This is a genomic window from Streptomyces sp. AcH 505 (assembly GCF_000818175.1).
Classification (GTDB): domain Bacteria; phylum Actinomycetota; class Actinomycetes; order Streptomycetales; family Streptomycetaceae; genus Streptomyces.
Map to the genome: position 1 here is coordinate 635,164 of NZ_JTIY01000001.1, position 4,595 is coordinate 639,758.

General features: G+C 72.5%; 6 protein-coding genes. All 6 read right to left on the minus strand.

Annotated elements, in window-relative coordinates:
* Positions 1-313, minus strand: a 313-nt coding sequence (locus tag HY68_RS02885) for an ATP-binding protein (RefSeq protein WP_041984069.1), incomplete at its 3' end; no start/stop codon positions are given.
* 66 nt (positions 314-379) lie between these two features.
* Complete coding sequence (locus HY68_RS43420; protein WP_198533196.1) at positions 380-544, minus strand: hypothetical protein; 165 nt, start codon at positions 542-544, stop codon at positions 380-382.
* Between the two features lie 219 nt (positions 545-763).
* Entirely contained in the window at positions 764-1,372 is a 609-nt protein-coding gene (locus tag HY68_RS02890) for a hypothetical protein (RefSeq protein WP_052456997.1), read from the minus strand.
* A 35-nt stretch (positions 1,373-1,407) separates the two neighbouring features.
* The gene (locus HY68_RS02895; protein ID WP_041984074.1) at positions 1,408-1,968 is read right to left on the minus strand and encodes a GNAT family protein; all 561 of its coding nucleotides are present in this window, start codon (positions 1,966-1,968) and stop codon (positions 1,408-1,410) included.
* 142 nt (positions 1,969-2,110) lie between these two features.
* Positions 2,111-4,246, minus strand: a complete 2,136-nt coding sequence (locus HY68_RS02900) for a phospholipase C, phosphocholine-specific (protein ID WP_041984077.1) — start codon at positions 4,244-4,246, stop codon at positions 2,111-2,113.
* A gap of 115 nt (positions 4,247-4,361) precedes the next feature.
* Positions 4,362-4,595, minus strand: a 234-nt coding sequence (locus HY68_RS02905) for a universal stress protein (protein ID WP_041984080.1), incomplete at its 5' end; no start/stop codon positions are given.

The following is a 4,595-nucleotide window of genomic DNA, read 5'->3' on the forward strand; positions in this document are numbered from 1 at the left end:
CGGCGGCGGCCGCCAGCTCCTCGGGCAGCCGGCGGCGCAGCGAGCGCAGGGCGGTGGAGAACGGTGCGAACGGCAGGCCCTCGGCGCCGATCTCGACGCAGCCGCCGACGGCGACGACGGCGCCCTGGTCGCACGCCCTGCCGAGCAGTTCCTCCACGAGCCGCGTCTTGCCGACCCCCGCCTCACCGCCGATGAGCAGCGCCTGCGGCTCGCCCGCGGTGGCGCGGGCGAGCGCTTGGGTGAGCACGGTCAGTTCATCGGTCCTGCCGACGAACACCGGGCTGACTGACGTGGTCTCCACAGGGCCGAGCATCGCACAGCCGTCCGGTGCTGCGGCACTTGTTATCGGCGCCCGTGTCATCGCGGCACGCGGCCGGGATCAGGCGGCGCGGTCGAAGAGGTGGTGCAGGGATCTCACCCCGCCCCCGGCTTCGTCCTCGACTGCCTCCCGACGCGCCCTGCGCACCTGCTTGGCGAGCCGGCGCAGGTCGGCCTCGTGGATGAGCTGGGCGTGCCGGATCTTCTGGAGCTCGTACTCCAACATGGTGTTTCTCCCCTGATACGAAGGTGTATCGGCGTCTTCCGATGCCTCTACCTTCGTCTCCCAGGGGGGTCCGCCACATCGGGAGAGTGCCGCATCCTCGACGGCCCGCGGTGCCTTAGCCGGCCGGGTCCCGGGGTGAACGGCGTCTAAGGCCCCCGCCGAGGAGCGCGGAAGCCTTAGTTCCTGGCGGAAGCCTTAGTTCATGTTGGCCGGTGGTCCTCAGCCGGCGGGCGGCGCCGAAGGGGTGGCCGGGGTCGCCGGTGCGCTCGGGAGCGAGGCGAAGAGGTCGAAGTACATGCCGAGCGAGACCAGGACACCGATGGCGCCGAGGACGATCGCGGCGACGGCGACGGGGCGTACCCAGGTGCCGCGCTGCGGCAGGACCAGGACGACCACGGCGATGATCACCGCGATCAGGGCGACTATGCCGTTGATGAGCGCGGTGGAGTGCCAGGCGTCGCCGTACAGCTCGGAGATCTGCTGGGCGGGGGTGGCGGACTGCGAGGTGTGCAGCTGGCCGACGAGCGTCTCGCGCTCGGCGACCACCCGGCCGGTCCAGGTGCCGGTCAGCGCCACGATGCCGAGGGCGGCGGCGACGATCGCCGCCACCGCCGTACCGAGACCCGACGGGACGCGCGGGGTGGGCTCGACCGTCAGCTCGTCGTCGTCGCCGTCGTCCAGGTCGTCGCCCGCCAGGTCGTCGTGCGCGTCCTTGTCCGCGGGCTCGGTGACCGCTTCGGCGCCCGTGCCGACGGCCTCGGGCTCGCGCTCGTCGGCGGCCTCCGCCGACTGTGGTCCCGGGGTCTCTGTCTTAGGTGTGGGGTTCATACGGCGCACGCTAGGGGCAGCGTCTGAGAGCTTTCTTAACGAGCTGTGCGGGGCTGCTCACGCCACTCGTCCGGGAGGACCGACCAGACCTCCATGTCCTGCCGCTCGCCCCGGTGCGGGTAGCACGAGCGCAGCACTCCCTCCTTGCGCATGCCGAGCCGCTGGGCGACCCGGATGCTGGCGGTGTTGGCCGTCGAGGCGTGCCATTCGACGCGCTGCATGCCGCGCTCGTCGAAGGCCCAGTCGATGATCACCCGAGCCGCCCGGGTGATCAGTCCGCGCCCGGTGGCCGCGGGCTCCAGCCAGCAGCCGACCTCGCAGTTGCCCGTCGCCGCGTCGAAGGAGGGGAAGAGCACCCCGCCGACGAGCGTGCCGTCGAGCCAGATGCCGTAGACGCGTCCGCCGTCGGCCGCCTGCTTCTCGGCGTACGAGGTGAGGACCGCACGCGCGGACACCAGGTCGGTGGCGGCCTGGGCGAGCCTGATGTGGACGTCGACGAGGTCCCGCGCGCGGTCCATGTGGGCGAGGAACTCCTCGGCCTGCCACGGCTCCAGGGGGCGCAGCTCCGCCCCGTCACCCAGCGGTATCGCGAACATCGGACTCCCTCGGCACGAGCGGCGCGTGCGCCGTCGCACGCTGTGCGGTGATACTCGCATCCCCGCGCCGGGCGGCGGCCACCCACCCCCGTACGCCCCGGGGGGGGCAGCCGCGGGGCGGCCCCGGGCGGCCTGCCGCCGCTCAGCCGGAGACGCTGGCGCGCCCGTTCTCGATGTGTCCCATCAGCCGGCGGCGGAAGCCGTCGGCCGCGGTGATCTCGATGTCGTACCAGCCGTGCGCGTCGGCGGCCGAGTGGACGATGTTGCGGCTGCGGCCCGGCTTGACCGTGATCTGCCGGGTCCAGCCGTGCAGGTCCGCCTCGTCCACGTACCCGAGGGGCCGTACGAAGAAGGTGACCGCGCGCTCCCCCCTGTTGCGCAGGGTGAGCTGGAGATCGCGGTCGTGGTGGTCGACGGCCGACGACACTTCGGCGCCCTCGGCCGCCGAACCGGCGAACTCGCGGCGGAAGCCGTTGGGGCCGGTGACCGTGAAGCGGTAGCCGCTCTCCCTGCGGGCGCCGGTAAGGGGCACCGTCCACTGCGCTGTGCCCCTTACGTCACGGTGCTGGGGCGTCGCGAACTCACCGGCGTACGGGTAGAGCGCGAAGTGCGCGCTGGCCCGCCCGGAGTTGTTGAGCGTGACCTCGACGGTGCGGCCCTTGACCCGGCCGTACGCGTCGGGCTGGTACGGCAGCGGCCGCGCGGGACGCGCGCCGCTCTCCTGGACGGGCATCCGCTGGTCGGCCGGCGGCACGGGCTGCCAGCGCCCGCTGAACGCGGGGATCTCACCCGGCTGTTCGGTCCCCGGCTGCGGCCTGACGTGCTGGAAGTCGAAGGCCGACGTCAGATCGCCGGTGACGGTGCGCCGCCAGGGGGTGATGTCGGGTGCGTCAACGCCGGTCCACTTCTCCAGGAAGCGCAGCACGGAGGTGTGGTCGAAGACCTGCGAGCAGACATGGCCGCCGACGCTCCACGGTGAGACGACCAGCATCGGCACCCGCATGCCGAGCCCGGTCGGCAGCCCCTGCCAGTGCTCGTCGGCCACGTCGGCGGGCGGCACCGGCGGGGGTACGTGGTCGAAGAAGCCGTCGTTCTCGTCGTAGTTGATCAGCACGACGGTGTGCCGCCAGACGTCCGGATGCGCGCCGAGCGCGTCGAGGACCTTGTAGACGAGCGAGGCGCTGGCGACCGGCGACGACTCGCCGGGGTGCTCGGAGTCGACGGCCGACGGGACCAGGTACGACACCTCGGGCAGCGTGCCCGCCGCGACGTCGGCCCGGAAGCGGTCGGCCAGCGTCCCCGTCTCCACCCGGCGCAGTCCGCGCTCGAACAGCGAGCGCTCGTGGCCGGTCAGCGTGGCGACGCCGTCCTCCAGCGCGTCGAGCAGCCGCCGCCGCTCCCCCGCGTCGTCGCTGCCGCGCACGGCCGCGTAGAACGCCTCCATGTAGGTGAAGCCGGCGGCGCCGGGCACCGCGGCCAGCGCGCGGGCCAGGGCGAGCGCCTTGCGGGCGATCTTCTTGAAGGTGGTGAAGAACTCGATGTTGTTGTCGGTGAAGTTCTCCCACTCCGTGTACGTCTGCCAGCTGTGGCCGGCCTTCTCCAGCCGCTCCGGGTAGGTCGGCCACGGGTAGCCGGGGTGGGTCGCCTCGTCGTACGCGTCGTTGCCGACGGCCCGCCGCCCGTCGGCCTCGAACCCGGTCCAGCCGCTCCACAGGTGGTTGCGGTTCGGGCTGGTCGAGGAGTGGATGGAGGAGTGGTAGGCGTCGCAGACGGTGAAGGTGTCGGCCAGCTCGTGGTGGAGGGGCAGGTCACGCCGGTCGTAGTACGCCATCGTGGCGGGCGACTTGGCTGCGGCCCAGCCGTCCATCCAGCCGCCGTTCCACGCCTTGCCGCCGCCCTCCCAGGAGTGGTCGAGCCCGCCGATGTACTGCAGCTCCTGCCGCTGGGCGAGCGCCGCCTCCCTGATGGGGAACGGCAGTACGGTGCCGGGTGTCCCCCCGGCGGCCGGCTGCTCGAAGACGGGCCTGCCGGAGGGCAGTTCGACGGCGTTGCGGTCACCGAAGCCGCGGACCCCGCGCAGAGTGCCGAAGTAGTGGTCGAACGACCGGTTCTCCTGCATGAGGATCACGACGTGTCTGACGGCCCCCATGCCCCCGTCGGCGGGCTCCGCCGCCATCGCGGCCTGCAAGGACGGCGGCAGCAGCGACCCGGTGGCGGCTGCGCCCAGCGCGCCCGTGCCGAGGGCGAGCATTTTCCTGCGGGACATCTCCGGTGACATGCCCGGCCTCCATGGGGGTGAGTGCATCGGCGGGGACGGTACGCACGGTAATGGGGCCGGATGGCAGGAACGCGGCCCCGGGACGTCCGTGAGATGAACGTGGCCGGTGGAAGCGTTACGGCTGGTCGGCCGGCCACACCAGCAGCACGGGGCAGGTCGCGTGGTCGACCACGAACCGTGACGCGCGGCCGAGGCTGTGGGGTCCCGGCCGGTGCGGGTCACCGTCCCTGGCGCAGATCAGCAGGTCGGCGTCGGCCGCGGCGGCGACGACCTCACGTTCCACGTCCCCGTGGTGGTCGAGGAGTTCGCAAGGCCTGCCGAGCCGGTGCGCCGCCGCTTCCAGCAGATC